At 60.7% G+C, this 25,544-nt stretch carries 24 protein-coding genes, 3 tRNA genes and 1 pseudogene; 8 read left to right on the top strand and 20 right to left on the bottom strand.

All coding sequences use genetic code 11. From position 1 onward, the window contains the following. Window positions 1–33: 33 nt before the first annotated feature. The 3 genes from nadR to serB are packed head-to-tail and all read right to left on the bottom strand — an operon-like array spanning window position 34 to window position 3,748. A complete protein-coding gene (gene nadR, locus ACJ8J1_RS20390) occupies window positions 34–1,308 on the bottom strand; it encodes a multifunctional transcriptional regulator/nicotinamide-nucleotide adenylyltransferase/ribosylnicotinamide kinase NadR (protein WP_033641798.1) in 1,275 nt (424 codons plus the stop codon). A gap of 57 nt (window positions 1,309–1,365) precedes the next feature. Then, window positions 1,366–2,751, bottom strand: coding sequence for a DNA repair protein RadA (radA, locus tag ACJ8J1_RS20385; protein WP_004933048.1), 1,386 nt, complete (start codon window positions 2,749–2,751; stop codon window positions 1,366–1,368). Between the two features lie 19 nt (window positions 2,752–2,770). Continuing rightward, window positions 2,771–3,748: a phosphoserine phosphatase gene (serB, locus tag ACJ8J1_RS20380; protein WP_033641797.1), complete on the bottom strand. Its 978-nt coding sequence runs from the start codon at window positions 3,746–3,748 to the stop codon at window positions 2,771–2,773. 110 nt (window positions 3,749–3,858) lie between these two features. Here serB and ACJ8J1_RS20375 point away from each other — a divergent pair, with 110 nt between their 5' ends. Beyond that, complete coding sequence (locus ACJ8J1_RS20375; protein WP_033641796.1) at window positions 3,859–4,542, top strand: YtjB family periplasmic protein; 684 nt, start codon at window positions 3,859–3,861, stop codon at window positions 4,540–4,542. Between the two features lie 169 nt (window positions 4,543–4,711). Here ACJ8J1_RS20375 and deoD read toward each other — a convergent pair whose 3' ends face one another. From deoD to ACJ8J1_RS20310, 13 genes are all read right to left on the bottom strand, one after another. After that, complete coding sequence (gene deoD / locus ACJ8J1_RS20370; protein ID WP_004933059.1) at window positions 4,712–5,443, bottom strand: purine-nucleoside phosphorylase; 732 nt, start codon at window positions 5,441–5,443, stop codon at window positions 4,712–4,714. Between the two features lie 165 nt (window positions 5,444–5,608). Continuing rightward, entirely contained in the window at window positions 5,609–6,832 is a 1,224-nt protein-coding gene (deoB, locus tag ACJ8J1_RS20365) for a phosphopentomutase (RefSeq protein WP_033641795.1), read from the bottom strand. A gap of 193 nt (window positions 6,833–7,025) precedes the next feature. Continuing rightward, complete coding sequence (gene deoA / locus ACJ8J1_RS20360) at window positions 7,026–8,351, bottom strand: thymidine phosphorylase (protein ID WP_033641794.1); 1,326 nt, start codon at window positions 8,349–8,351, stop codon at window positions 7,026–7,028. 66 nt (window positions 8,352–8,417) lie between these two features. Further along, window positions 8,418–9,197, bottom strand: coding sequence for a deoxyribose-phosphate aldolase (gene deoC, locus ACJ8J1_RS20355; RefSeq protein WP_033641793.1), 780 nt, complete (start codon window positions 9,195–9,197; stop codon window positions 8,418–8,420). A 370-nt stretch (window positions 9,198–9,567) separates the two neighbouring features. After that, the gene (locus ACJ8J1_RS20350; protein WP_004933076.1) at window positions 9,568–10,845 is read right to left on the bottom strand and encodes a NupC/NupG family nucleoside CNT transporter; all 1,278 of its coding nucleotides are present in this window, start codon (window positions 10,843–10,845) and stop codon (window positions 9,568–9,570) included. A gap of 184 nt (window positions 10,846–11,029) precedes the next feature. Beyond that, window positions 11,030–11,812 (bottom strand): TatD family hydrolase, encoded by a 783-nt coding sequence (locus tag ACJ8J1_RS20345; protein ID WP_033641792.1) that lies wholly within the window; start codon window positions 11,810–11,812, stop codon window positions 11,030–11,032. Continuing rightward, complete coding sequence (locus ACJ8J1_RS20340) at window positions 11,809–12,927, bottom strand: patatin-like phospholipase family protein (protein WP_033641791.1); 1,119 nt, start codon at window positions 12,925–12,927, stop codon at window positions 11,809–11,811. Before ACJ8J1_RS20340 ends, ACJ8J1_RS20345 begins: the two co-directional genes overlap by 4 nt. 10 nt (window positions 12,928–12,937) lie before the next feature. Beyond that, on the bottom strand, window positions 12,938–13,123 hold the full coding sequence (locus ACJ8J1_RS20335) for a CsbD family protein (protein ID WP_004933086.1): 186 nt from the start codon (window positions 13,121–13,123) through the stop codon (window positions 12,938–12,940). 68 nt (window positions 13,124–13,191) lie between these two features. After that, window positions 13,192–13,353 carry a DUF1328 domain-containing protein gene (locus ACJ8J1_RS20330; protein ID WP_004933089.1) on the bottom strand — a complete coding sequence of 54 codons (162 nt, stop codon included), beginning with the start codon at window positions 13,351–13,353 and terminating at the stop codon, window positions 13,192–13,194. A 161-nt stretch (window positions 13,354–13,514) separates the two neighbouring features. Then, complete coding sequence (osmY, locus tag ACJ8J1_RS20325) at window positions 13,515–14,129, bottom strand: molecular chaperone OsmY (RefSeq protein ID WP_033641790.1); 615 nt, start codon at window positions 14,127–14,129, stop codon at window positions 13,515–13,517. A 516-nt stretch (window positions 14,130–14,645) separates the two neighbouring features. Next, window positions 14,646–16,235 carry a peptide chain release factor 3 gene (gene prfC, locus ACJ8J1_RS20320; protein ID WP_033641789.1) on the bottom strand — a complete coding sequence of 530 codons (1,590 nt, stop codon included), beginning with the start codon at window positions 16,233–16,235 and terminating at the stop codon, window positions 14,646–14,648. A gap of 151 nt (window positions 16,236–16,386) precedes the next feature. Further along, entirely contained in the window at window positions 16,387–16,830 is a 444-nt protein-coding gene (gene rimI / locus ACJ8J1_RS20315) for a ribosomal protein S18-alanine N-acetyltransferase (RefSeq protein ID WP_033641788.1), read from the bottom strand. Next, a complete protein-coding gene (locus ACJ8J1_RS20310) occupies window positions 16,775–17,212 on the bottom strand; it encodes a DNA polymerase III subunit psi (protein ID WP_033641787.1) in 438 nt (145 codons plus the stop codon). Before ACJ8J1_RS20310 ends, rimI begins: the two co-directional genes overlap by 56 nt. A gap of 146 nt (window positions 17,213–17,358) precedes the next feature. Between ACJ8J1_RS20310 and rsmC the strand changes: the two genes are divergently transcribed. After that, the gene (rsmC, locus tag ACJ8J1_RS20305) at window positions 17,359–18,399 is read left to right on the top strand and encodes a 16S rRNA (guanine(1207)-N(2))-methyltransferase RsmC (protein WP_033641786.1); all 1,041 of its coding nucleotides are present in this window, start codon (window positions 17,359–17,361) and stop codon (window positions 18,397–18,399) included. Between the two features lie 51 nt (window positions 18,400–18,450). On the opposite strand, the gene ACJ8J1_RS20300 is transcribed toward rsmC, so the two are convergent. Further along, a complete protein-coding gene (locus ACJ8J1_RS20300) occupies window positions 18,451–19,443 on the bottom strand; it encodes an aldo/keto reductase (RefSeq protein ID WP_033641785.1) in 993 nt (330 codons plus the stop codon). Window positions 19,444–19,561: 118 nt separating this feature from the next. On the opposite strand from ACJ8J1_RS20300, the gene ACJ8J1_RS20295 reads away from it, so the two are divergent. From ACJ8J1_RS20295 to ACJ8J1_RS20280, 4 genes are all read left to right on the top strand, one after another. Next, on the top strand, window positions 19,562–20,506 hold the full coding sequence (locus ACJ8J1_RS20295; RefSeq protein ID WP_033641784.1) for a LysR family transcriptional regulator: 945 nt from the start codon (window positions 19,562–19,564) through the stop codon (window positions 20,504–20,506). Between the two features lie 72 nt (window positions 20,507–20,578). Continuing rightward, window positions 20,579–20,665 (top strand) — tRNA-Leu (locus ACJ8J1_RS20290). 36 nt (window positions 20,666–20,701) lie between these two features. After that, window positions 20,702–20,788 (top strand) — tRNA-Leu (locus ACJ8J1_RS20285). A gap of 42 nt (window positions 20,789–20,830) precedes the next feature. Continuing rightward, window positions 20,831–20,917 (top strand) — tRNA-Leu (locus ACJ8J1_RS20280). An 89-nt stretch (window positions 20,918–21,006) separates the two neighbouring features. Here the strand turns inward: ACJ8J1_RS20280 and ACJ8J1_RS20275 are convergent. Then, entirely contained in the window at window positions 21,007–21,291 is a 285-nt protein-coding gene (locus tag ACJ8J1_RS20275) for a DUF1435 domain-containing protein (protein WP_033641783.1), read from the bottom strand. A 260-nt stretch (window positions 21,292–21,551) separates the two neighbouring features. On the opposite strand from ACJ8J1_RS20275, the gene ACJ8J1_RS20270 reads away from it, so the two are divergent. Further along, window positions 21,552–22,631, top strand: coding sequence for a GGDEF domain-containing protein (locus ACJ8J1_RS20270; protein WP_033641782.1), 1,080 nt, complete (start codon window positions 21,552–21,554; stop codon window positions 22,629–22,631). A gap of 45 nt (window positions 22,632–22,676) precedes the next feature. Here the strand turns inward: ACJ8J1_RS20270 and ACJ8J1_RS20265 are convergent. Further along, window positions 22,677–23,262: pseudogene (locus ACJ8J1_RS20265) on the bottom strand (TetR/AcrR family transcriptional regulator). Window positions 23,263–23,398: 136 nt separating this feature from the next. On the opposite strand from ACJ8J1_RS20265, the gene ACJ8J1_RS20260 reads away from it, so the two are divergent. Then, window positions 23,399–24,595 (top strand): MFS transporter, encoded by a 1,197-nt coding sequence (locus ACJ8J1_RS20260; protein WP_033641780.1) that lies wholly within the window; start codon window positions 23,399–23,401, stop codon window positions 24,593–24,595. 10 nt (window positions 24,596–24,605) lie between these two features. Here the strand turns inward: ACJ8J1_RS20260 and ACJ8J1_RS20255 are convergent, their stop codons facing one another. Next, the gene (locus ACJ8J1_RS20255; protein WP_033641779.1) at window positions 24,606–25,517 is read right to left on the bottom strand and encodes a LysR family transcriptional regulator; all 912 of its coding nucleotides are present in this window, start codon (window positions 25,515–25,517) and stop codon (window positions 24,606–24,608) included. Window positions 25,518–25,544: the final 27 nt, after the last annotated feature.

The raw sequence follows: 25,544 nt of genomic DNA, 5'->3' as shown, positions 1-25,544 counted from the left end.
CTGCCGCGCGATCGCACATTACGCTAATTTTTCTCAGCCTGCGGCGTGGCGCTGGGCGGGCGCATTCGCCAGCCGGCCGGCGTCCGCCGCCAGCAGCTGTTGCACCAGCTCGACACAGCGCAGGAAGCGCTCTTCGTAATCGCTAGACTCAACGTGCACGTACTCGATGTTGTTGGCGCGCAGCATCTCCTCCAGCAGGCGCTGGAACGCCAGGCGATCGGCGGTGCTGCCAAGACTGCGCAGGCCGTCCGCCACCCACGGCGTGTTGTTTTCCAGCAGGATCACCAGATCGAAGCGGTATTCGTCGATCAGCGCCTGCACGAAGGGATGCTCACGCCCTTCGTACTTTTTGCAAAACGCCTGGGTGGTGACGAAATCGGTATCGATAAACGCCACCTTGTTGGCGTACTTGACCGCGAAATCCACGTATTGCGCCTGTCCGAGGGCAATTTTGTCGTAGTCGGAGTACTGCAGCGCCATCTCGTCGCCGCCCAGGTGCGAGAACACGTAATCGCGGCCATATTCCCAGGCGCTGGTGGTGTTGAAGATGTTGGCCAGCTTGTTGACCAGCGTCGATTTGCCGCTCGACTCGCCGCCGAGGATCGCCACGGTGCGCACGAAGAACGGTTTCACCTCGGTCGGGATGTAATCCCAATAGCGGAACGGATCCTGGCGGATCTGATTGCCGCTGATGTTCATGAACGAGCGTTCGGGGTCGACCAAAATGGTTTCGATGCCCAGATGCTCGCGGTAGCGCGGCGCATCCTGCGCTTCGCTGGAATAGATGAAGCTCGGCACGATGCCTTTCTGTTCCATAAAGGCCTTCATGCCGTCGCTCCACACGTTCCAGCCGTGCGGGTACGGTTCGATGCCCTGCTCGTCGAACGAGTGGATATGGATGTTTTTCTGGTACTTGAAGGTCTGCAGCAGCCAGCGCAGGCGATCGCTGACCGTCGGCTGTTGCGACATCGAACTGTTCTCGAACAGCTCACGGTCGCGCGGCTCGTCGTGGCACAAGATAACGTGCAGCTCATCCACCTGGCTGCAGGCGCGCTGGATCAGATAGATGTGGCCGGTATGCAGCGGGTAAAATTTACCAAACACCACGCCGACTTTGACCTCTTTGCGCGGGAACTCCAGCCCGAGAAAACGGTGCAGCGCCTCGAGCTTTTGCGCGCTCGGGCTTTTGATCTTGTCGTTCAACAGCTGGCTGAGATAGCCTTTGGTCATGCCGCTGGCATCCGCCACCTGCTGCAACGTGCAGCCCTTTTGCTTGATGGACGTCTTCAGGTAATCAAATTGCGGCATGGCCACCTCCGTTTAGTATGCTAAACAAATAGCATATCTTTCTCGCCGTCGGCGACATTAATAAAACCCTTCCAGCACGTCCAGCGCGTCCGCCAGCTTCTTGACCCCGAACACCTGCATATTGGCCGGCGGCTTTTTCGGCATATTGCCGTGCGGCACGATGGCGCGTTTGAAACCGTGCTTGGCCGCTTCGGCGATCCGCTCCTGGCCGCTCGGCACCGGACGGATCTCACCCGCCAACCCCACTTCGCCGAACACCACCAAATCGTTCGGCAGCGGCCGATCGCGCAGGCTTGAGACCAGCGACATCAGCAGCGCCAGATCGGCGCTGGTCTCGCTGACCTTCACCCCGCCGACCACGTTGACGAACACGTCCTGATCCGACATCTGCAGCCCGCCGTGCCGGTGCAGCACCGCCAGCAGGATCGCCAACCGGTTCTGCTCCAGCCCCACCGCCACGCGGCGCGGGTTGGACATCATCGAATGATCCACCAGCGCCTGGATCTCCACCAGCAGCGGCCGGGTGCCTTCCCACACCACCATCACCGAACTGCCGGAGGTCACTTCGTCGCCGCGGCTGAGGAAGATAGCCGAAGGGTTGCTCACTTCGCGCAGCCCCTGTTCGGTCATGGCGAACACCCCCAGCTCGTTGACCGCGCCGAAGCGGTTCTTGTGGCTGCGCAGGGTGCGGAAGCGGGAATCGGCGTCGCCGTCCAGCAGCACCGAACAGTCGATACAGTGTTCCAGCACTTTCGGCCCGGCCAGCGAGCCGTCTTTGGTGACGTGGCCGACCATCACGATCGCCACGCCGCGCGTCTTGGCGAAGCGCGTCAGATAGGCGGCGGTTTCCCGCACCTGCGCCACGCTGCCCGGCGAAGACTGAATGTCCGCCATGTGCATCACCTGAATCGAGTCGATCACCATCAGCTTCGGCTGTTCCTGCTCGGCGATCAGGCAGATCTGCTCGATGCTGGTTTCCGACAGCATGTTCAGGCCGCCGGTCGGCAGCCCCAGACGGTGGGCGCGCATCGCCACCTGCTGCAGCGATTCCTCGCCGGTGACGTACAGGGTTTTCATCTGTTCGGACAGTTTGCACAGCACCTGCAGCAACAGGGTGCTCTTGCCGGCGCCGGGGTTGCCGCCGATCAGAATCGCGCTGCCGGGCACCACGCCGCCGCCCAGCACGCGATCGAACTCGAGAAAGCCGGTGGTGAAGCGCGGCAGCGCCTCAAGGCTGATTTCCGACAGCTTCTGCACTTTGCTGACGCCGGCGTCGCCGGCATAGCCGCTGAGGCGATCGTTGCGCGCCGCAGCGGGCGACGCGGCCAAACGCACTTCCGTGATGGTGTTCCAGGCATGGCAGGCGCTGCACTGCCCCTGCCAACGCGGATAGTCCGCCCCGCACTCATTGCACACAAATGCCCGTTTTGCCGCTTTTGCCACGTCTTACCTCAATCTTTCGTTATCGCACTTCGTGTTTCAGGCTGCCGGTAAGAATACACAGCACGCCCATCAAATCCGCATGCCGGATCGCCACCTGCGCTTTTTCATACACTTTCGGTTTGGCGTGGTAGGCGATGCCCAGCCCCGCCGCCTGCATCATTTTCAAATCGTTGGCGCCGTCGCCGATGGCCACGGTCTGCGCCAGCGGGATCTCCAGCTTCTCCGCCAGCCGCAGCAGCGTATCGGCTTTGAACTGCGCGTCCACCACCGGCCCCAGCACTTCGCCGGTCAGCTTGCCGTCGCGGATCTCCAGCTCGTTGGCCGCCGCCGCCACCAGCCGCAGCCGGTTGCGCAGGTATTCGGCGTAGTAGGTGAAGCCGCCGGAGGCGATCGCCACATGCCAGCCCATCGCCTGCAGCTTGCCCACCAGGCTGGTCAGCCCCGGCATCAGCGGCAGCTCGTCGCGCACCTGCTTAAGGATGTTGGCGTCGGCCCCTTTCAGCGTGCCGACGCGCTGGCGCAGGCTGGCGGTAAAGTCCAGCTCGCCGCGCATCGCGCGTTCGGTCACTTCCGCCACCTGCTCGCCGACGCCCGCCAGCTTGGCGATCTCATCGATGCACTCGATCTCGATCGCCGTTGAATCCATGTCCATCACCAGCAGCCCCGGCGTGCGCAGGTGCGGGATTTTGCCGAGCGGCGCCACATCCAGCCCGCTCTCTGCCGCCAGCAGCTTGGCGCGCGGCGTCAAGGTGCCCGCCAGCCGCACCACCTGATAGTCGTCCACGCCCCAGGCGGTGACGATCACCATCGCCGCGCCCAGCTTGCGTTGGAATTGGGTAATGCGCGCCTTGTCCAGCTCCCTGCCATATAACAGCCACCCGGTATTGCCCGCCCGGTAGTCCAGCGGCATCACTTCGTCGCCGCTGAGCGAAAGCGGAAGACCCGGCCATTGAGAGATCTCCGCCGGAAGATCGCAATAGGTCAGACTGTTTGACATCATTGACTCCTGAATGGACAAAAACGCTGCATGATAAAACGACGCATCAAGCTATCCTATCGCCAGCGGTTCTGGCAACATAAAGTGTCCCCGATGCCCAAGGAACCTGCATGGCTCGCGCTAAACTGAAATTTCGCCTGCACCGCACCGCTATTATCCTGATTTGCCTGGCTTTGCTGGTGCTGCTGATGCAGGGCGCCTCTTATTTTAGCCTGAGTCACCAAATGGCGCGATCCGAGCAGGTTGAAGAGCTGGCGCAAACGCTGACCAAACAGGTCGCCTACAGCCTGGCGCCGCTGCTGGACGACGACGGCAACAATCCGCGCATCGACGCCATCCTCAAGCAGCTCACCGATCACAGCCGCATTCTCGACGTCAGCGTGTATCAGCTGGACGGCACGCTGGTCTCCCACGCCGGGGAACAGATAAGTATACGCGATCGCCTGTCGCTCGACGGCAAACGCGCCGGCAGCTACTTCAACCACCAGTTGGTCGAATCCATTCAGGGCAAAGACGGCCCGATCGGCTTTATCCGCATCACCCTCGACACCCACGTGCTGGCGACCGAATCCAAGCAGGTGGACAATACCACCAACCTGCTGCGCCTGATGATCCTGCTGGCGCTGGCGATCGGCATCATTCTGGCGCGTACCCTGCTGCAACACCGCCGCAGCCGCTGGCAGCAGTCGCCCTACCTGTTGACCGCCAACACACCACTGGAAGAAGGCAATACGGTGGAAGACGATGAAGACGATGCGCCGGAGAAAAAACAGGAAGCGCCTAAGCAGGGGTAATTCAGGCCAGGCGTTGAATGCGTTCGTGCCGTTTTCTTGTCCTTTCGGTGAATAGATTGTCCGTAACAACGGGATCCACATCCAATTGAAAGGTAAAGCGTTAGCCAAAAACGGCCATGCGGAATGAATAGATTGACGGGCGGGCGCCATGACGACGCCCGCCGCGGTATTACGCTTTGTCGCCCAGCAGCACGGATTCCAGCGCGATAACGATCATTTCGTTAAAGGTGGTCTGGCGTTCCGCCGCCGTGGTCGCTTCGTGACGCAGGATGTGGTCGGACACGGTGCAGATGGTCAGCGCCTTACAGCCGAACTCTTCGTACAGCTCCGCCGCCACGCCGTAGATGCCGGCCGCTTCCATTTCCACACCCAGGATGCCGTACTTCTTCATCACCTGGAACATATCCGGATCCGGGGTGTAGAACAGATCGGCGGAGAAGATGTTGCCCACGCGCGCCGGGATGCCCTGCGCCGCCGCCGCGTCGACCGCGTTGCGCACCATGTCGAAGTCGGCGATCGCCGCGTAGTCGTTGTCCTTGAAGCGCAGACGGTTCACCTTGGAGTCGGTGCACGCGCCCATGCCGATCACCACGTCGCGCAGTTTGATATCGTCACGCACCGCGCCGCAGGACCCCACGCGAATGATCTTCTTCACGCCGAATTCGGCGATCAGCTCGCGCGCGTAGATGGAGCAGGACGGAATGCCCATGCCGTGGCCCATTACGGAGATGCGGCGGCCTTTGTAGGTGCCGGTGAAACCCAACATGCCGCGCACGTTGTTCACTTCCACCGCGCCTTCCAGGAAGGTTTCGGCGATGTATTTTGCGCGCAGCGGGTCGCCCGGCATCAGTACTACGTCAGCGAAATCACCCATCTCAGCATTAATGTGCGGCGTAGCCATAATTTTCTTCCTTTAGAAATCTTATTTAATAAAAACGTCAAACATCCAAGCCTTGAATTTCGAGTTGCAGCCAGGCAGCTGGCGGGGAATCCCCAGGAGCTTACTTGAGTAAGCGACTGGGGTTCACGCGTGAAGCTAACAACGCTGCGGCTTGAAAGACAGGGCTTAGAACAGGGTCTTACCGTAATCCATCGGCGACAGGCCAAAGTAATTGGCGACGGTCTGGCCGATGTCGGCGAAGGTCTCGCGGTGGCCCAGCGAACCCGGTTTCACTTTCGGGCCGTAAACCAGCACCGGAATGTGCTCGCGGGTGTGGTCGGTGCCGCTCCAGGTCGGATCGCAGCCGTGGTCAGCGGTGAAGATGATGATGTCTTCGTCTTTCACCAGCTTCAGCAGTTCCGGCAGGCGGCGGTCGAACAGCTCCAGCGCGGCGGCGTAGCCCGCCACGTCGCGACGGTGACCGTAGGAGGAGTCGAAGTCCACGAAGTTGGTGAACACGATGGTGTTGTCGCCGGCCTTTTCCATTTCGATCAGGGTCGCGTCGAACAGCGCGTCGATGCCGGTCGCCTTCACCTTCTTGGTGATGCCGACGTTGGCATAGATGTCGGCGATTTTACCGATCGACACCACTTCGCCGCCCTTCTCGTCCACCAGCTTTTTCAGCACGGTCGGCGCCGGCGGCTCTACCGCCAGATCGTGGCGATTGCCGGTGCGCTGGAAGTGGCCCGGCTTGTCGCCGACAAACGGACGCGCGATCACGCGGCCGATGTTGTAACCGCCTTCGGTCAGCTCTTCACGCGCGATTTCGCACAGCTCATACAGGCGCTCCAGGCCGAAGGTCTCTTCGTGACAGGCGATCTGGAATACCGAGTCGGCGGAGGTGTAGAAAATCGGCTTGCCGGTTTTCATGTGCTCTTCACCCAACTGATCGAGGATCACGGTGCCGGATGAGTGGCAGTTGCCCAGGTAGCCCGGCAGATTAGCGCGCTCCACCAGCTTATCCAGCAGCGCCTGCGGGAAGCTGTTGTGCTCGTCCTTGAAGTAGCCCCAGTCGAACAGCACCGGCACGCCGGCGATTTCCCAGTGGCCAGACGGCGTGTCTTTACCGGAAGAGAGCTCGCTGGCGTAGCCGTAGGCGCCGATGATGTCGGCGTTGCGATCCAGCCCCTGCGGGAAGTTGCCGGTCGACTCTTCCGCCGCTTTGCCGAGGCCCAGACGGCTCAGGTTAGGCAGCGTCAGCGGGCCCTGACGGCCCACGTTGGCCTCACCGCGCGCGCAAACCTCGGCGATGTGGCCCAGGGTGTCGGAACCCTGATCGCCAAAACGTTCGGCGTCTTCGCTGGCGCCGATGCCGAAGGAGTCCAATACCATAATAAATGTGCGTTTCATCTGTGCTCTCCTGCGTGTTCTCACGCTATTGCGACCGCAAAACTGCAATCGCCCTTATTCTCTAAATTTATACCCAATGGATTTCAAGTTGTAGCTAGGCGGCTAGCGCGTGTATCCCCAGGAGCTTACTCAAGTAAGTGACTGGGGTGCACGCGTGCAGCCAACAACGCTACGGCTTGAAAGACGAGGGTCATCACGCTTGAGTGATGCGCTTATACACCACCGGCGTCGCCTCCGGCGCCTTGTCGCTCAGCGTCATTGCGCTGCGCACCGCATCGGCCGCCTGCTGCCAGCTCTCTTCATCGTTGGCGTGGATCATCGCCAGCGGCTGCTGGGAATCCGCCGTATCGCCCAGGCGCGCCATCTCGGTCAGGCCGACGCTGTAATCGATGGCGTCGCTCGCCCGACGGCGGCCGCCGCCCAACGACACCACCGCCATGCCCAGCGCACGGGTATCCATGGCGCTGATGATGCCCGGCTTTTCAGCATACACCGGCTTGCTCAGCGTTGCCGCCGGCAGATAGCTATCGTAGCGTTCGACGAAGTCTATCGGACCCTGCTGCGCCGCCACCATGCGGCCAAACACCTCCGCCGCCTTGCCGTTATCCAGCACCGCCTGCAGCTTGGCGCGCGCGTCGGCCTCATCTTGCGCCAGGCCGCCGGACAACAGCATCTCTACGCTCAGCGCCAGCGTCACTTCCAGCAGGCGCGGGTTGCGGTATTCGCCGGTCAGGAAGCGCACCGCTTCGCGCACTTCCACCGCGTTGCCGGCGCTGGAAGCCAGCACCTGATTCATGTCGGTCAGCAGCGCGGTGGTCTTGCAGCCCGCGCCGTTGGCCACGCCGACGATCGCCTGCGCCAAATCTTGCGACAGGGCATAGGTCGGCATAAAGGCGCCGGAGCCGACCTTCACGTCCATCACCAGCGCATCCAACCCTTCCGCCAGCTTCTTGGCCAGAATGGAGGCGGTGATCAGCGGGATAGAATCCACGGTGGCGGTGATATCGCGGGTGGCGTAAAAACGCTTGTCCGCCGGCGCCAGCGAGCTGGTCTGGCCGATGATCGCCACGCCGACGTCCTGAATGATTTTGCGGAAGGCGTTATCGTCCGGGAAAATATTGAAGCCCGGAATGGCTTCCAGTTTGTCCAGCGTGCCGCCGGTATGCCCCAGGCCGCGGCCGGAGATCATCGGCACATAGCCGCCGCAGGCCGCCACCATCGGACCGAGCATCAGCGAAGTCACGTCGCCCACGCCGCCGGTCGAGTGCTTGTCGACGATCGGGCCGTTCAGCGCCAAACTCTTCCAGTCCAGCACGGTGCCGGAATCGCGCATCGCCATGGTGAGCGCCACGCGCTCCGGCATGCTCATGTCATGGAAATAAATGGTCATCGCCAGCGCGGCGATCTGCCCTTCCGACACCACATTGTCGCGAATGCCGTTGATGAAAAAGCGGATTTCCGCTTCGCTTAACGGCTGGCCGTCGCGTTTTTTACGAATAATTTCTTGAGCCAGGAACAAGGCATCCCCCTGTGTCGCCGAGAGTCGGTGCAGACGGGCGCGCCTGGCGCCCGCCAACGATATCGATCAGTAGCCGCCGCCGGCGGTCTGGGTTTGGTGGCCCAGCGCGGCCAGCAAGCTGGCCAGCAGGCTGGAAGCGCCAAAGCGGAAATGCCGCGCGTCGGCCCACCCTTCGCCCAGAATACGATCGGCAAGTTGCAGATAATGCAGCGCGTCTTCCGCGGTGCGCACGCCGCCGGCCGGCTTGAAGCCCACCGTCTTCGCCACGCCCATATCGCGGATCACTGACATCATCAGCTCGGCGCTCTCCAGGGTGGCGTTGACCGGCACCTTGCCGGTGGAGGTCTTGATAAAGTCGGCGCCGGCCTTGATGGCGATCTCGGACGCCTTGCGGATCAGATCGGCCTGCTTCAGCTCACCGGTTTCGATGATCACTTTCAGCAGCACGTTGGCCGCCTGGCAAGCCTGTTTGCACTGTTTCACCAGCTCGAAACCGACCTGTTCGTTGCCGGCGATCAACGCGCGGTAAGGGAACACCACGTCCACTTCATCCGCCCCATAGGCGATGGCCGCGCGGGTTTCCGCCAGCGCGATGTCGATATCGTCGTTGCCATGCGGGAAGTTGGTCACGGTGGCGATACGGATGTCCGGCGTGCCTTGCTCGCGCAGCGCCTTACGCGCCACCGGGATAAAACGCGGGTAGATGCAGATGGCCGCCGTGTGGCCGGCCGGGCTGTTGGCCTGACGACAGAGGGCGATCACTTTCTCGTCGGTGTCATCATCGTTCAGCGTGGTTAAATCCATCAAGTTCAGCGCACGTTGCGCTGCTGCGGTTAATTCGGTCATAAAACTCTCCAACTGAGTACCTGGGTGTTGGCGAGCGGACTTGGTTCCATGAAGATAGCGCAGGGGAACGGCGTTCCCGCGGCGGCAACTGAGATCCTTCTCACCGCACATGGCCACCCGCCTTGCGGCCGGCCAGTAATAGCTATTTGAACACGAATGCCGGGGGCGATTCGCGTTCATCGTCACACTATATGAAATAGCACTGTAACAGACCGGAATTATATGTGAAGAACATCACAAAATAACGCGATATCGTTCACAAATTCGCTAAAGAAGCGGCTGAAGATCGCGGATGCGGCAAGCACCCGCGTTGCTTAGAGTATAGGCGGAGTCCCGCGATCGGTCGCGCCGACGCGGGCTCAGCGAGGGCTTACAGCGCCAGGAAGAAGCCGGCGATGGTGGCACTCATCAGGTTGGACAGCGTGCCCGCCGCCACGGCCTTCAGACCGAAACGCGCGATGTCATGGCGACGGTTGGGTGCCATGCTGCCCAAACCGCCCAGCAGGATCGCCACCGAGGAGAGGTTGGCAAAACCGCACAGCGCAAAGGAGATGATCGCCTTGGTGTGCGTTGACAGCACCTGCAGGCCTTCCGCCGCCACCACATCGTCCGGACGCAGATAGGCGCCGAAGTTCATATAGGCGACAAACTCATTGACGATGATCTTCTGGCCGATAAACGAACCGGCGGTCATCGCTTCACTCCACGGCACGCCAATCAGGAAGGCGATCGGCGAGAACACCCAGCCGAGGATCAGCTCGAGCGACAGCTGCGGGTAATCGAACCAGCCGCCGATGCCGCCGAGAATGCCGTTGAGCAAGGCGATCAGCGCGATAAACGCCAGCAGCATCGCGCCGACGTTCAGCGCCAGCTGCATGCCGGAAGCCGCGCCGGAAGCCGCCGCATCGATCACGTTGGCAGGACGATCCTCTTCGGCGATCAGTTTCATCGCATCGTCTTTATCGTGGGTCTGCTCGGTTTCCGGCACCATCAGCTTGGCGAACAGCAGCCCGCCCGGCGCGGCCATGAAGGACGCGGCGATCAGGTATTCCAGCGGCACGCCCATCTGCGCGTATCCCGCCAGCACCGAACCGGCCACCGAAGCCAGGCCGCCGCACATCACGGCGAACAGTTCTGACTGGCTCATGGTGGCGATATACGGACGCACCACCAGCGGCGCTTCGGTCTGGCCGACGAAAATGTTGGCGGTCGCCGACAGCGATTCGGTGCGCGAGGTGCCCAGCAACTTGTGCAGGCCGCCGCCCAGCACGCGGATCACCAACTGCATGATGCCGAGGTAGTACAGCACCGCAATCAGCGAGGAGAAGAACACGATCACCGGCAGGACGCGCAGCGCGAACACGAAGCCGCCGCCGCCGAACACTTCGAACATCTTGTCGGACACCAGCCCGCCGAAGATGAACGAAATGCCCTGATTGCCGTAAGCGATAACGTTTGCCACGCCGTTAGACATACTGCCGAGGATGCTGCGGCCCAGCGGCACGTACAGCACCAGCGCGCCGATACCGACCTGAATGATGAACGCCCACACCACGGTGCGCAGTTTGATGGCCCGACGGTTGCTGGAGAGCAGCACCGCAATGGCGATCAGCACCGCCATCCCGACCAGACTCATGATGAGTTGCATGCAAAGTTTCCCTGTTGCAAAAAATAAAATACATCCCTGCTCATGAAGAGAGGTCTGCTATTGGAGTGTTTCGGGGGGGATTATACTGAGCGAGGTCACCCTCGCACCGATTTATGTCACAAATGTATACAACGAGACGCAAATGAAAATCTTATAACGTGACGCAAGTCACGTTATGCAGACCTCAATTCGGCATGGCGAACAGCGCTTGGGTATTGCGTTGCAGGTGGGCGGCTATCTCATCGGCCGGTTCCGGCCGCAGTTCGCACAGCGCGTGAAACACCTCGGCGGCGCGCTCGGGGCGGTTCGGCTGCCCCTGATAGCCAGCCAGCGGCATGTCCGGCGCATCGGTCTCCAGCAGCAGCGCCTCAAGCGGCAGCTGCGCCATCACGGCGCGCGTTTTCTGCGCCCGCTCATAGGTGATGGTGCCGCCCACGCCGATGTAATAGCCGAGGCGGATAAACGCCTGCGCCTGCGACAGGCTGCCGGCAAAGCCGTGCACCACGCCGCGGCGCGGCAGCTGCATGCGCCGCAGCGCGGCGGCCAGCTGGTCGTGGGTGCGGCGCGAATGCAGGATCACCGGCAGGTCATGCTGTTTCGCCAGCTTCAGTTGGGCCAGCAGCACGCTGTGCTGCCGCTCGAACTGTGGGTTATCCATATACAGATCGAGCCCGATCTCCCCCACCGCCACCAGCTTGTGCGGCCGTTCGGCCAGCAGCGCCGCCAACTGTTCCAACTGCGGCTCATGATGCTGCGCGATATACAGCGGGTGCAGCCCCAGTGCGGCGAACAGCGGCGCATGCTCCTGCGCCAGCCGCAACACCCGCGCGAAGCGATCGGCGGTGACGGTCGGGATGATGATGCGCTTTACGCCGGCGCTTGCCGCCCGCGCCAGGCTCTCGGCCTCATGCCCGGTAAAGGGCGGGAAATCGAAATGGCAGTGGGTGTCGGTAAAGGCGTAACTCACAGCGCCCCCCCTTCACCCGGCGGCAGATCGCCCGGCAGGATGATTTTCGGCGCCGCTACCGCCGCCTCCGGCTGCGCCGCCCGCTCGGTGGGCATGGCGATGTCGGTCACGATCGGCGAAGGCATTCTGACGTTCTCCGGCTGGATCAGGCGGCGCGACAACGCTTTTCGCACCTTCATGCCGTCGGGCTCCTGCTGCGCCATCCACTGGCCGACGGTGGCCAGAAAGTAGCGGCCGCAGCGGCGCCCCAGGTGATAATCCTGATTGAGCGCCCCCAATCGGCTGCCCAGCGCATTGCTGGCCAGCGGCTTCGGCGGGAAGATCTCGAAGATGCGCAGCTTGCCCGGCGGCTTTTCGATAAAGCGCTGGATGCGGTGATAGCTTTGCTCGTGATGCTGCAGGATGCGCACCATCTGTTGCAGGCTGCTGTCGCTCAGCCAATGCTCCATGCGCTTCATCCACTGCGGGGTGTAGTACATTTGCGAAGGCACGGTGCGGATCACCACGATGGTGTCGGCGCCGCGACGATAGGCCTCTTCCACCGGGATCGCATCGCTGATGCCGCCGTCCTGATAGCTGACGCCGTCCAACTCCACGCCCTGACGGTAGAAGCCGGGAATGGCGCTGGACGCCTTGATGGCCGGCAGCCAGCGTTCGCGCTGCGCCGGCAGATAGGTCGGCTCGAAATCGTCGCTGCGGCAGGCGCACAGCAGGAATTCGCGCCCGTCGGTAAAATGCTGTTCCGCCACGTCCATCGCCAGCGGCATCTGCGCCGCCGCCGTATCAACCAGCCAATCGAGATCGATCAGATGCCCGCCGCGCACGAAGCGCAGCGGATTGAAGAACTGTGCCGAAGTGGTGTAACAGGTGATCACCCGGCGCGCGTAGCCCATCTGCCCGCAGATATAGGCAGACAGATTCTGAGCGCCGGCCGATGTGCCGATCAGCAGATCGAAAGGGTTAAAGCCCGCGCGCTGAAACTCGTCCAGCACGCCGGCGGTGAAAATGCCGCGCTGGCCGCCGCCTTCGCAGACCAACGCCATTTTTCCTGGTCGAAAAGGTTTAGACGCCAGCGGTTCTATATTGCCGAGCGTGATGGGTATTCTGTATCCCAACTTGGCATCCTCAGTGAGACGTTTTCTCCGAGGATACCGCGTCTCGCTCTCTTCCGTAATCCTCTTGCAGCACGCCGACGAGGAAATCATTGCTGCCGGCCAACCAGGCACCATCGCTGCCGGACCATTCGGCCCAAGCCTGCCATACCTGACCTTTCAGCTGTTTCCAGCGCCCGACGATGATGTCGCTGTTCATGGCCGGCCCTCCCCGACGTGAGAAAAGGAATTAAGCTTTGTTACAGTTTGCAGGAAAATGCCGGCCGGCTAAGGGCGCCGACGGCCGGTGAACAGACTGACCAGGAACAGGATGATGCCGACAACGAACACGACTTTGGCGGCCCAGGCGGCGGTGCCCGCCAGCGAACCGAACCCCAGTGCCGCAGCGATAAGCGCGATGACTAAAAAGATAATGCCCCAACGAAACATAAGCTTCTCCTTACCATTGTGAAAAAATTCGCTGCCGTCTACCGCCCCGACAACGGGACATCGACGGCAAATCAGTTTCTTTTTTTGGTGGTACACGTCGGGCCGCCTTGACGGCCCGACAGATGCGGCTTGTTGTTACTTGTTACGGGCGCCTGGCGGGATTACTGCTTGACCACCAGGTCGTTTTTCACGCTTTTCACGCCGTCGATAGCCTTGGCGATGCTTTCGGCACGCTCAGACTGCGCCTGCGTTTTCACTTCACCGGAAAGCTGCACCACGCCATCGGTGGTTTCCACTTTCACATTGCGCGACGGCACGATGTCATCGGCCAGCAGCTTGGCTTTCAGCTCGCTGGTGGTGGCGGTGTCGCCGGCATACGATTTGATCGACTGGTTGGCTTCATCTTTCACGTGCAGCTTGTCGCTGACGGTTTTGACGCCTTCCACCTTGCCGGCAACCGCAACCGCATGCTCTGCCTGCGCCTGGCTGCCGACAAACCCGCTCAGGATCACGGTGCCTTTTTCGGTTTTCACCGAAATGTCAGTGCTTTTGATGCTCTTATCGTCCACCAATGCACTTTTAACTTTAGCCGTTATCGCGCTGTCATCCATGTAACCGTCAACTTTTTTCATGGAGCTATCGATTTTGGCACCGGCACTGTCCGCGGCGTTAGACGCCTTGTTGAGCAGACTGTCTTCGGCCAGCGCAGTGCCGCTCACCAAAGCAGAACCCAAAACAACAGCCATCAGCGAGTGTGCAAATTTGGTCTTTTTCATCGATCTCTTCCTTTTGTTGGGGGCCCCAGCGCCAGAGCGCCGGAACCCTTCAGCCGCCTTCACGCGGCCTCTCGGTAAATACTTCATCATCGCTATACGATTAAGCGTTCACGACAGGAATATTGCAACCGCCGTGCCAACTCCATAAACGCCTTAAAAATCAAACAAAAAAAGCGTTGAGTCGGATTTTTAATCAAAAAACTGTCGCCTATTGACGACAGACTAAGTGACACGAAACGGTAAAACAGTCATCTCATTGATATTTAAGGAAACAGACTGTCTCCTATCGGCAACACATCAGAATAACTCACCAAACAATAAGCGTATTACAGTGATTTACTCTCAAGCAATGTGCGGACATCTCGTTAAAGATAGACCATGCGGCGGAAAACGCAGGCCAATCGCGTCTCGCCTGGGCGACATCGATTCGCAGGATAAAATATGAGGAAGATTTATTAATTAGCGGAGTGAGAATACGGGGAATTGGCAGGGCGCACCGGGCGCCCTGCCGATGTATCAGTGTTCGCGGGTCTTGCGGAAGGTCACGTCAGGATAGCGTTCCTGCGTCAGGTTGAGGTTCACCATGGTCGGCGCGATGTAGGACAGGTTGTCCCCGCCGTCCAGCGCCAGGTTGATCTCGTTCTTGCGCTTGAACTCTTCGAACTTCTTCACGTCGTCGCACTCGACCCAGCGCGCGGTCGACACGTTGACCGATTCGTACAGCGCTTCCACGTTGTACTCGCTCTTCAAACGCGCCACCACCACGTCGAACTGCAGCACACCGACCGCGCCGACGATCAGATCGTTGTTGGCGATCGGACGGAACACCTGTACCGCGCCCTCTTCGGACAGCTGCACCAGCCCCTTCAGCAGCTGTTTCTGCTTCAGCGGATCGCGCAGGCGAATGCGGCGGAACAGCTCCGGCGCGAAGTTCGGAATACCGGTGAACTTCATGTCTTCACCCTGGGTGAAGGTATCGCCGATCTGAATGGTGCCGTGGTTGTGCAGGCCGATGATGTCGCCCGGGTAGGCTTCTTCCACGTGCGAACGGTCGCCGGCCATAAAGGTCAGCGCGTCGGAGATCACTACGTCTTTGCCGGTGCGCACCTGGCGCAGCTTCATGCCCTTCTCGTAGCGGCCGGACACCACGCGCATAAAGGCCACTCGGTCGCGGTGTTTCGGATCCATGTTGGCCTGGATCTTGAACACAAAGCCGGTGAATTTCTCTTCCGCCGCCGTCACTTCACGGGTGTCGGTTTTGCGCGGCATCGGCGCCGGCGCCCAGGCCACCAGACCGTCCAGCATATGATCCACGCCGAAGTTACCGAGTGCGGTACCGAAGAACACCGGGGTCAGCTCGCCGCTCAGGAACGCCGCCTGATCGAACTCGTGGGAAGCGCCCTGCACCAACTCCAGCTCATCGCGCAGCTGCGCCGCCAGATCTTCGCCTACGGCGACATCCAGCTCCGGGTTGTTCAGGCCTTTGACGATGCGCACTTCCTGAATGGTGTGGCCTTTACCGGTCTGGTACAGGTAGGTTTCATCCTTGTACAGGTGATAAACGCCTTTAAACAGCTTGCCGCAGCCGATCGGCCAGGTGATAGGCGAACAGGCGATTTTCAGTTCGCGCTCGACTTCGTCCATCACTTCCATCGGATCGCGGATGTCGCGGTCCAGCTTGTTCATGAAGGTCAGGATCGGCGTGTCGCGCAGACGGGTGACTTCCATCAGCTTGCGGGTGCGATCCTCAACGCCCTTGGCGGCGTCGATCACCATCAGACAGCAGTCCACGGCGGTCAGGGTGCGATACGTATCTTCGGAGAAGTCCTCGTGCCCCGGGGTATCCAGCAGGTTGACCAGGCTGTCGCGATACGGGAACTGCATCACCGAGGTGGTGATCGAGATCCCACGCTGCTTTTCCATTTCCATCCAGTCGGATTTGGCGTGCTGGCTGGAGCCGCGGCCTTTTACCGTACCGGCGGTCTGGATCGCCTGTCCGAATAGCAGCACTTTTTCGGTAATGGTGGTTTTACCGGCATCGGGGTGCGAGATGATGGCGAAAGTTCTTCTTTTGGAGACTTCGCGGGCAAATTCACTAGGAGACATGGTTTTCAGGTTCTACGGTTAGTCCGCCCTGCGACATCATCAGAACGCGCCGATCGCGGCGCCGGGCAAAGCGGTGAATAAAAGATAACAGCCGGGCATTTTCGCCGATTTGCCAACCGGTGACAATCAATGCTTTTTCCGGCCGGGCTGATTACCCCAGCGGCAACGCCATCACGATCGCGTCTTCGCGGCCGTGGGCGCTCGGGTAATAATTGCGGCGCACGGTGACTTCGTTGAAACCGAGATCTTCATACAGCGCGATCGCCGCCTGGTTGGAGGCACGGACTTCCAGCCACAGCGTAACCACACCGCGGCTCTCCAGCTGTTCGATCAACGCGTTGAGCAGCAGGCGGCCAAAGCCCCGGCGCTGGTGCTGCGGATGAATGGCGATGTTGAACAGCGTGGCTTCGTCCAGCACGATCTGCGTGATGGCGAACCCCGCCATCTCCCCATCGGCGCTCAGCTTCAGGTTAAGGTAGCGATCGCCCTGATTGCTGGCAAAGGTGGTTTCCGTCCAGGGGAAAGCGTGGCTGGCTTGCTCAATGTTGAAGGCCGTGGCCAGGTCGGCCGCCGTCAGGGTAGAAATCGTGTTCATGATGACAAATCTGCTGCCAGAGGGCGCGTTTGGCCCCCGCGTCTTGGGAAAGCTCGGCCAGCGCCGGGCTGTGTAGCTGCGCGCCGGCGACCGCGAGCGGTTCAGTCACGCCCAGCCGCCAACTGTTGCATGCGGTCTCTTCAGGCAGCATCGCCACCTGTTCCGGCGTCAGGCTGTAGGTTTGCGCCGGCGTCAGCCCCAGGCTGCGCAGCACGTCGCAAAACAGCGGATCGTCGGGCGCCGGCTGCGTCTGCGCCACCACCAGCAGGCGCGTCTCGGGCGGCAGACTGACCGCCACTTCGCCCTGCAACACGCCCGGGCGGCGCAATGTCCACTGCGTAATACCCAGTTGTTGTAACAGCCAGTCGCGTTTTGATGCCATGCCGATTCCTACCCGTTGTGGTGCGCCATGCCTGCCATGCGCCGCGCTATGCTAACAAACCCGCGCAGCCCGCGCCAACAAACCCGTCGAACATATCGCCACAAAGCTCTATAATCCCCGGTCTCATTTCCAGGAGCCAATATCTGATGTCTGCATTAACCCCCGCCAGTGAAGTCATGCTGCGCCACAGTGATGAATTTATCGAACGCCGCGTGCTGTTTGCCGGCGACCTGCAGGACAGCCTGCCGGCCCAATTCGAGGCCGCGGACGTGCGCGTCCACACTCAGCAATACCATCACTGGCAGTTACTGAACCGGACGATGGGCGATAACGTGCAGTTCGGTTTGACCGTCGATCCCGCTTTCGTCGCCGACTGCGACACGCTGGTTTACTACTGGCCGAAGAGCAAGCAGGAAGCGCAATTCCAGCTGTGCAACATCCTGGCGCTGCTGCCGGTGGGCGCGGACGTGTTCGTGGTCGGTGAAAACCGCAGCGGCGTGCGCAGCGCCGAGCCAACGCTGGAAGGCCACGTCACGCTGGTGAAAATCGACAGCGCGCGCCGCTGTGGCCTGTATCACGGCCGCCTGGATGCGCAGACCGAGTTCGACCTGAACGACTGGTGGGACAGCTATCAGCTGCACGATCTGGAAGTGAAAACGCTGCCGGGCGTGTTCAGCCGCGACGGTCTGGACGTCGGCAGCTCGCTGCTGCTGTCGACGCTGGAAAAACACATGAAAGGCAAGGTGCTGGACATCGGCTGCGGCGCCGGCGTCATGGCCTCGGTAATGTCCAAGCTGTCGCCGAAAGTCAAATTGACCCTCAGCGACGTCAACGCCGCCGCGGTGGAATCCAGCCGCGCGACGCTGGCCGCCAACGGCATCGAAGGGGAAGTGATCGTCAGCAACGTTTACTCCGACATCACCGGCCGTTTCGACATGATCATCTCCAACCCGCCGTTCCACGACGGGCTGCAGACCAGCCTGACCGCCGCCGAAACTCTGATCCGCGGCGCGGTGAAGCACCTGCCGATCGGCGGCCAACTGCGCATTGTCGCCAACGCCTTCCTGCCATACCCGGACATTCTGGACGCCACCTTCGGCAGCCACGAAGTGCTGGCGCAGAACGGCCGCTTCAAGGTGTACCAGGCGACCGTCGGCCGTCCGCCGCGCGCGCCGAAGAAGAAATAATTCGCCGTTGGCGGAAAACGACAGAGCGCGGCCTGCAGGCCGCGCTTTTTTTTAACCGTTGATGTAGGTCATCGACTCCGAGCCGTAGCGATCGCCGGCCGCCGCGCTCAGCGGGAACACCGCTTCAATCGCCGCCAGCTCAGCCGCGCTCAGCGTTATCTCCGCCGCCGCGACGTTCTCTTCAAGGTAACGACGGCGTTTGGTGCCGGGGATCGGCACGATGTGTTCCCCCTGCGCCAACACCCAGGCCAGCGCCAGCTGCGAAGGTTTAACGCCCTTCTGCGCCGCCAGCTCGCTCACCTTCTCCACCAGCGCCAGATTGCGGCTGAAGTTTTCCCCCTGGAAGCGCGGGTTGCTGCGGCGGAAGTCGTCCTCGGCCAGATCCTCCGGCCGCTGGATAGCGCCGGTGAGGAAACCGCGCCCTAACGGGCTGTAGGGCACAAAGCCGATGCCCAGGCGCTCGCAGGCCGCCAGCACGCCCTGCTCGGCGTCGCGGGTCCACAGCGAATATTCGGTCTGCAGCGCGGTGATCGGATGCACCTTGTGCGCCCGTTCCAGCGTGGCGACCGACGCCTCGCTCAGGCCGATGTGGCGGATCTTGCCTTCGCGGATCAGATCCGCCATCGTGCCCACGACGTCCTCGATCGGCACCTGCGGATCGACCCGGTGCTGATAATAAAGATCGATCTCCTCCACGCCCAAGCGCCGCAGGCTGCCCTCGACGGAGCGCCGGATATACTCGGGCCGGCTGCTGACGCCGCGCGCCGAAGGATCCGCCGGATCGCGCAGAATGCCGAACTTGGTGGCCAGGAACACCTGTTGCCGCTTGCCTTTGATCGCTTCCCCCACCAGCTCTTCGTTGGTGTGCGGGCCATACATGTCGGCGGTGTCGAGCAGCGTGACGCCCAGCTCCAGCGCCCGGTGCAGCGTGGCGATGGCTTCCTGCCGATCGGCGCCGGTGGAGTAGAAGTCGCTCATGCCCATGCATCCCAACCCCAGGGCGGAGACGACGGGACCGTGGGAACCGAGTTTACGTTGTTGCATTGTGCTGCCCTCATGCGGTGAATGGATAACGCAGCAAAGTCTGGTTGTTTACGCGACAAAGATAAATAATGCAGATTGCACATCACTGTTCAAAAATCACCAACAATCCGGAGTGGACATGGATCAGGTTCAAGCCATGCGCATTTTTACCCGCATCGTCGAACTGGGCAGCTTCAGCCGGACGGCCGAACGCCTGCAGCTGCCGCGCGCCACGGTCAGCAACGCGCTGAAACGGCTGGAACAGCGGCTGGGCGTGCGCCTGCTGATCCGTACCACCCGCCAGGTGCAGGTGACCAGCGAAGGCAGTCTCTACTATCAACGCTGCGTGCAGTTGCTGGGCGCGCTGGAGGAGGCGGACACGCTGTTCAGCCACCATAAGCTGCAGCCGTCCGGCAAAGTGCGCATCGATATGCCCCATTCGCTGGCGCGCGAGGTCGTCATTCCGGCGCTGGACGACTTCTACCGGCGCTATCCCGACATTACGCTAGCGCTGGGCGCCAACGACACCCACGTCGATCTGCTGCGCGAAGGCGTGGACTGCGTGCTGCGCGCCTGGGAAACCGAAGACGACAGCCTGGTGGCGCGGCGGATCGCCCAGCTGCCGCAGGTCACCTGCGCTTCCCCCGCTTACCTGCAGGCCCAAGGTACGCCGCTCGACATCGATAGCCTGGCGCCGCACCGCGCGGTGGGGTATTTTTCGCTGGCCAGCAACCGCGATTACCCGCTGGAGTTTTGCCGCGGCGGCAAGCTGGAACTGCGCGAACTGCCCGCCCGGCTGAGCGTCAGCGGCGCCGACGCCTATATCGCCGGCGCGCGTGCCGGCATGGGATTGATACAGGCGGCGCGCTATTCGCTTGCCCCTTGGCTGGAACAGGGCGAACTGGTGGAAGTGCTGGCGGAAACGCCGCCTCCGCCGATGCCGATTTACATCATGTATCCGCCCGGCCGTTTCCTGGCGCCGCGGGTCAGAGTGTTGATTGATTGGCTGATTTGGCTGTTTGACCAGCAGAAAAGCGGCGATATGGCTGTTTTTCCAGCAAACGCCCGCAAAGCGGGGAAATAACTGTTGACGTGTCCGCCAAAATCTCTAGAATTCGCCTCCGTGGTAACGTTACTCCGGTAATGTTTCTGGTACGCGAAGGTGGCGGAATTGGTAGACGCGCTAGCTTCAGGTGTTAGTGTCCTTACGGACGTGAGGGTTCAAGTCCCTCTCTTCGCACCAAATAACCACATGATTTATATTGCACTCAGCATCGATGCGAAGGTGGCGGAATTGGTAGACGCGCTAGCTTCAGGTGTTAGTGTTCTTACGGACGTGAGGGTTCAAGTCCCTCTCTTCGCACCACGCTGGCGACGTAATATAAATCAAAGCAACAACATCGACTGTGCGAAGGTGGCGGAATTGGTAGACGCGCTAGCTTCAGGTGTTAGTGTCCTTACGGACGTGAGGGTTCAAGTCCCTCTCTTCGCACCAATTGATGATCTCCCCGGCAGTATCCTCGAAAAAATCCCAACGCATTGATGAATCACACGCTTAAGCGTGGTTTTGCCGTTTCCGGCGTTTCACCCGAAGCTGAAGTTCAGACTGACAGCCGCCAGGCCGCCCGCCAGCGCCATACAGGAAGGCAGCAGCAAATAGTGGCGCAGCCGGCTGTTGAACAACATGACCAGCGTGGCCAACATCGCTATCACGATCAGGGTGCGCAACTGCACCATATCCAGGTCGATCAAGGCCAGCAGCGGCATCAGCGCACAAGGCAGCAAAACGCCCCAGGCGCTGGCCAGGCGATCCCCGAGGCACCAACTGACGCCCCACAGCCCGCACGCGGCAATCATGGCGGTGAGCATGACAACCCCCCTTCAAGTGATAATGATAACCAATATCATATAACACTTTTTTGGCCGCCGCATCATTTTCACTGCGCTGACCAAACCCAGATGACACCAGCATGAAAAAATGATAATTTGACATAAGAAAATTCCTAGTCCTGTTTGCATGATAATAATCACAATCCTCAACCATGCAATTCAAGTGGATATTCGCGCCAAAGGAATGCTTCTCAACCTTAATTATTCGACAGAACGACTTTGCAAAGAGTGACCTCCGTATGAACGCCCGTTCTTATCAGGAATTACTGAACAGCAAGCAGCGCCTGGCATTATTTCTTTTTCTGATAATGAATGCCGCCTCTTCCGTATTTACATTATTGTTCCCTTTTAGGGATACGCCCGCATTTACCCTACCTTTATTATGTATACCGCTATTTTGTCTGGTAGCCGCGCTATTGTCCCTGCAAACGCCACGCAAATACTTGTGCAAACTCAACCTGTTCGCCGGCGTGCTCGGCCTGCTCTGGGCCGCACATATTTACGTTAAAAGTCAATATTGCCTACCGAATAACCAAGATTTTTTATTAATTAGTTTGTTTAGCATCTTTTTTATCAGCGCTATTTCCCTGACGGACAACTTTACCGCCTTTTGTTTACACGCCGTGCCTTCCGCAATGGTGATCCTGGCTTTAGACGGCATGCATAATACCCTGCGGATATTATTCACCACGCTATTACCTATTATCGCTTTCTCCATCCACCACCTGATGTTGAAACGCAGTGAAATCTTTACTCACGCGCTGGTGGCCAACCTGTATAACGAGCGAGATAAATTCAATAATTTGAGCATGATCGATCCTCTGACCGGCCTTTATAACCGGCGCGGGCTGGAGAATAAGATCACGATGCTGCTGGAACCGCAAACCGGCCATCATTACGTGCTGTTGCTGGATATCGACCACTTCAAGGTCTATAACGACAGCTACGGCCACGCCATGGGCGATCGGGCGTTGGTGCAGGTGGCGGTCGCCATCCGCGATGCGGTGCGTTCGCGCGACATCGTGGTGCGTTACGGCGGGGAAGAATTTTTGGTGCTGCTGACCAACGTGCACGAAGGCTACGCGGCGCAACTGGCCGAACGGGTGCGCCAGCGGGTGGCGGAGCTGAACATCCCGCACGGCGCCAGTCCGCAGCACAGCGGCACGCTGACGCTCAGCGCCGGCATCTCCGCGTTGGAAAAACTGGACATCGAATCGGCGATAGGCGCGGCCGACGCCGCGCTCTATCTGGCGAAGCACAGCGGCCGCAACAATATTCAGTTGGCGCAAAACGTCGAGCCCGCTGCCGTTCACTCTTAAGCCGCCGTGGTAACGGCGCGGCGGCTGACATCAACACTTATACGGCTATACGGCGGTGGAACGCAGCCCGTTCAGCAACAGGTTCAAACTGGCCAAGGCTTGTTCCAGCCCCACGTCTTTTTCCGGATGATGGGCGACCCACAGCGCGGCATCCATCAGGCCGCCGTTGATTAAATGCGCCAGCGCTTCCGGCTCGGCGATAGCGATACGCCGCTGCGCCATCAATACCTCCAATGCGCCCGTCATCCAGCTGATGCACGCCAGCTTGCTGGCCCGCAGATATTCAGCTCCCAGCACTGAAGGTGAATCACGCAACAGAATGCGTTGCGCTTGCGGCTCCGTCATCATGATCAGATAACTGCGGCAACGCGCCGCAAAAGCCTCCCAGTCATCCGCAGTACTCGCGGTTATCTCAGCCAGATGCGCCGTCTATCGCCTGCACCACCGCCAGGAACAGCCCCTTTTTATCGCCAAAATGGTGATAGAGCGCGCCGCGCGTCAGGCCGGCCTGGGCGGTGAGATCATCCATCACCGTTTCGGCATACCCCACGTTGCCGAATTGCAGGCGGGCCGCCGCCACCAGCTTTTGTCGGGTTTCTTCAATCATTTCGGTACGCGCTTTACGTGCCATGGGTTCACTCCCGCCTCGTTATTGATGACGTTATAATTGACATACGCCATGTATGTCAATTAACGTAACATACGTGGCGTATGTCAATGATGGACATTGAGCGAATACCGAGCCGCAACATTCCGGAGCCCATTTTATGGCAAATCCTTATTTCAAACTGTTCACCGCCCCGGGCAGCAAGGCGTTTTCCTCTGCCGGGCTAATCGCGCGCCTGCCGGTCTCGATGACCGGTATCGGCATCATTACCATGCTCTCGCAGGTACGCGGCTCCTATTGGTTAGCGGGCGCGGTGGCGGCGACGTTCGCCTTTTCCATGGCGCTGCTCGCGCCGCAGATCGCGCGCGCAGCGGATCGCTTCGGCCAACGCCGAGTGCTGCCGTATGCCACCGGGACCAGCGCGATCGCCCTCTTGCTGCTGCTGATTTGCACTCGCTACCAGGCGCCGGATTGGGCGCTGTTCGTCTTCGCTGCGCTCGCGGGCGGCATGCCCAGCATCTCTGCGATGGTCAGAGCTCGCTGGAGCGAAATTTATCGCGGCACGCCGCAGCTGCACACGGCATTTTCATTCGAGTCGGTGTTGGACGAAGTCGCCTTTATCATCGGCCCGCCGATCGCCGTGGGGCTCAGCGTTTCACTTTTCCCAGAAGCCGGCCCTCTGGTGGCCGCGCTGCTTCTGGTGGCGGGCGTCACGGCATTCGCCTTGCAAAAAAGCACACAGCCCCCGGTTTACACCCGCAACAGCGAGCGGCAGCGCGCCATCCTGGCTATGCCGTCAATGCAAATTCTGGTGCTGGCGCTGATCGCCCTGGGCACCATTGTCGGCACCGTGGACGTCATCAGCGTGGCCTTCGCCGAGCAGCAAGGCCAGCCAGCCGCCGCCAGCATCGTACTGTCGGTTTACGCGTTTGGCTCCTGCCTCGCCGGGCTGATTTTCGGCGCAATGAAGATCCCCGTCCCCTTGCCCCGCCTGTTCTTATACGCGGCGTTCGCCACCGCATTCACTACCCTGCCGCTGCTGTGGGTGCACAATGTCTTGACGCTGGCGGCGGCGATGTTTGTCGCCGGACTGTTTTTCGCGCCGACCATGATCATTGCCATGGGGCTGGTTGAAAACATCGTGCCCCCCGCCAGGCTGACGGAGGGATTGACCTGGATGGTCACCGGTCTGGGGATAGGCGTGGCGTTCGGCGCAGCCCTGGCGGGCCTGGCGATCGACGCTGCGGGGATAACGGCCGGCTTTGGCGTCACGCTCACGGCCGGCCTGGTCGTACTGCTGGTGGCGGCCGGCGGCTATCGCCTAATGCGGCGAACGCTGGCCTTGAAAGCGGCGTGAACCGCCTGCGCTAAACGGTTTCCCAAATCGCGTTGCCCTGCCAGCGCCGTTCGATCGCCGCCAGAAACAGTTTCACTTTGGGGGAGAGATGGCGTCGGCTGGGATAGACGGCGCAGATCGGCGGCCCCGGGCGACAATAGCGTTCCAGCACCGGCACCAGCGTGCCGGCCGCCATCTGTTCACCGACCAGAAACGCCCCTACCTGACACAGACCGGCCCCGGCGACGGCTGCATCCCGCAATGCCTCGACGTTGTTGAAACGCATCCGGCCGCGCACCGGCTGTTCGTGCAGTTGGCCGTTAATCCGATAGCGCCAGGGCGCCGGCAATCCCTGGTGGCTGAAGACCAGCGTCTCGTGATCGCCCAGCGCCTCCGGTGTCGCAGGCGTGCCGTAGCGCGCCAGATAGTCCGGCGCCGCGCAGGTGATCAGGCGGTGCGGCGCGAGCACCCGCCGCACCAGCCGACTGTCGTCGCTGCCGCCGACGCGGATCGCCATGTCGATGCCGTCGCGCACCAAATCGCTGTAATCGTCGGAGAAGCTGACGTCGGCGTCCACCTCCGGCCACTGCGCCAAAAATTCCCGCAGAATCGGCAAAATATGCAACCGCCCCAAAGAGACCGGCACATCCAGCCGCAGCCGCCCGCGCGGGGTTTGCCGCCGCGTATTGAGCGCCGTTTCTGCCTCTTCGGCCTGCGACAGGATGCGCTGCGCATATTCGTAAAACACTGCGCCGTCTTCGGTCAGGCTGACGCTGCGCGTGGTGCGCTGCAGCAGCCGGGTCGCCAATCGCGCCTCCAATCGGTTCACGCATTTGCCCGCCGCCGATCGGGAGATGCCCAGTCTCTCGGCCGCCAGCGTGAAGCTGCAGGCGTCGGCGACGCGAATGAATACCAGCAGGTCGGTCAGGTTATCCAACGGCATAGACGGTAAATTAGCCACGCTTTGTCC

Origin of the sequence: Serratia sp. CY37869 (assembly GCF_052168895.1) — a bacterium.
Classification (GTDB): domain Bacteria; phylum Pseudomonadota; class Gammaproteobacteria; order Enterobacterales; family Enterobacteriaceae; genus Serratia; species Serratia ureilytica.
Note: the sequence above shows the minus strand (reverse complement) of the source record. Positions and strands in the feature narration are given on the sequence as shown.

Coding starts and splice junctions, on each gene's coding strand:
- deoD (WP_004933059.1), bottom strand. CDS start 5,443: ATGGCTACGCCGCACATTAATGCTGAGATGGGTGATTTCGCTGACGTA.
- rsmC (WP_033641786.1), top strand. CDS start 17,359: ATGTCTGCATTAACCCCCGCCAGTGAAGTCATGCTGCGCCACAGTGAT.
- ACJ8J1_RS20375 (WP_033641796.1), top strand. CDS start 3,859: ATGGCTCGCGCTAAACTGAAATTTCGCCTGCACCGCACCGCTATTATC.
- ACJ8J1_RS20255 (WP_033641779.1), bottom strand. CDS start 25,517: ATGCCGTTGGATAACCTGACCGACCTGCTGGTATTCATTCGCGTCGCC.
- ACJ8J1_RS20300 (WP_033641785.1), bottom strand. CDS start 19,443: ATGCAACAACGTAAACTCGGTTCCCACGGTCCCGTCGTCTCCGCCCTG.
- deoC (WP_033641793.1), bottom strand. CDS start 9,197: ATGACCGAATTAACCGCAGCAGCGCAACGTGCGCTGAACTTGATGGAT.
- ACJ8J1_RS20295 (WP_033641784.1), top strand. CDS start 19,562: ATGGATCAGGTTCAAGCCATGCGCATTTTTACCCGCATCGTCGAACTG.
- deoB (WP_033641795.1), bottom strand. CDS start 6,832: ATGAAACGCACATTTATTATGGTATTGGACTCCTTCGGCATCGGCGCC.
- rimI (WP_033641788.1), bottom strand. CDS start 16,830: ATGAACACGATTTCTACCCTGACGGCGGCCGACCTGGCCACGGCCTTC.
- serB (WP_033641797.1), bottom strand. CDS start 3,748: ATGTCAAACAGTCTGACCTATTGCGATCTTCCGGCGGAGATCTCTCAA.
- ACJ8J1_RS20350 (WP_004933076.1), bottom strand. CDS start 10,845: ATGCAACTCATCATGAGTCTGGTCGGGATGGCGGTGCTGATCGCCATT.
- ACJ8J1_RS20270 (WP_033641782.1), top strand. CDS start 21,552: ATGAACGCCCGTTCTTATCAGGAATTACTGAACAGCAAGCAGCGCCTG.
- nadR (WP_033641798.1), bottom strand. CDS start 1,308: ATGCCGCAATTTGATTACCTGAAGACGTCCATCAAGCAAAAGGGCTGC.
- ACJ8J1_RS20260 (WP_033641780.1), top strand. CDS start 23,399: ATGGCAAATCCTTATTTCAAACTGTTCACCGCCCCGGGCAGCAAGGCG.
- ACJ8J1_RS20310 (WP_033641787.1), bottom strand. CDS start 17,212: ATGGCATCAAAACGCGACTGGCTGTTACAACAACTGGGTATTACGCAG.
- ACJ8J1_RS20330 (WP_004933089.1), bottom strand. CDS start 13,353: ATGTTTCGTTGGGGCATTATCTTTTTAGTCATCGCGCTTATCGCTGCG.
- ACJ8J1_RS20335 (WP_004933086.1), bottom strand. CDS start 13,123: ATGAACAGCGACATCATCGTCGGGCGCTGGAAACAGCTGAAAGGTCAG.
- prfC (WP_033641789.1), bottom strand. CDS start 16,235: ATGTCTCCTAGTGAATTTGCCCGCGAAGTCTCCAAAAGAAGAACTTTC.
- ACJ8J1_RS20275 (WP_033641783.1), bottom strand. CDS start 21,291: ATGCTCACCGCCATGATTGCCGCGTGCGGGCTGTGGGGCGTCAGTTGG.
- osmY (WP_033641790.1), bottom strand. CDS start 14,129: ATGAAAAAGACCAAATTTGCACACTCGCTGATGGCTGTTGTTTTGGGT.